Origin of the sequence: Pseudoflavonifractor sp. An187 (assembly GCF_002160275.1) — a bacterium.
GTDB classification, from domain to species: Bacteria; Bacillota; Clostridia; order Oscillospirales; family Oscillospiraceae; genus Enterenecus; species Enterenecus faecium.
Genome location: NZ_NFKG01000071.1, coordinates 1 through 548 on the forward strand (window position 1 = coordinate 1; position 548 = coordinate 548).

General features: G+C 63.0%; 1 protein-coding gene. It reads left to right on the forward strand.

Annotated features, from left to right (window positions below; all coding sequences use genetic code 11):
- The coding region (locus tag B5F22_RS11855; protein WP_242955129.1) for a thiamine pyrophosphate-dependent enzyme at positions 1–548 on the forward strand (548 nt) is incomplete at both ends.

A 548-nucleotide genomic window follows, 5' to 3' on the forward strand; every position in this document is an offset into this window, starting at 1 on the left:
CCAGGGCCACCCCAACATGAACCTGACCCCCGGTGTGGATATGTCCACCGGGTCCCTGGGCCAGGGCCTGTCCGCCGCCGCTGGCATGGCCAAGGGCGCCAAGTTCCTGAACAAGGACATCAACGTCTACTCCCTGCTGGGCGACGGCGAGCTGGCCGAGGGCCAAATCTGGGAGGCCACCATGTTTGCCGCCCACTATAAGCTGGACAACCTGTGCATCATCGTGGACATCAACGGCCTGCAAATTGACGGCCGCACCTGCGATGTGATGAACACCGAGCCTGTGGATGCCAAGTTCGCCGCCTTCGGCTGCGACGTGGTGAAGGTGAACGGCCACGACTTCCAGGAGCTGGAGGACGCCTTCGCCAAGTTCCACGCCAACCACGGCACCGGAAAGCCCACCGCCATCCTCATGGCCACCACCAAGGGCAAGGGCGTATCCTATATGGAAAATCAGGCCGGGTGGCACGGCAAGGCCCCCAACGACCAGGAGTATGAGCAGGCCATGGGCGAGTTGAAGGCCCAGCTGGCAGAAGTGGAGGGGATGT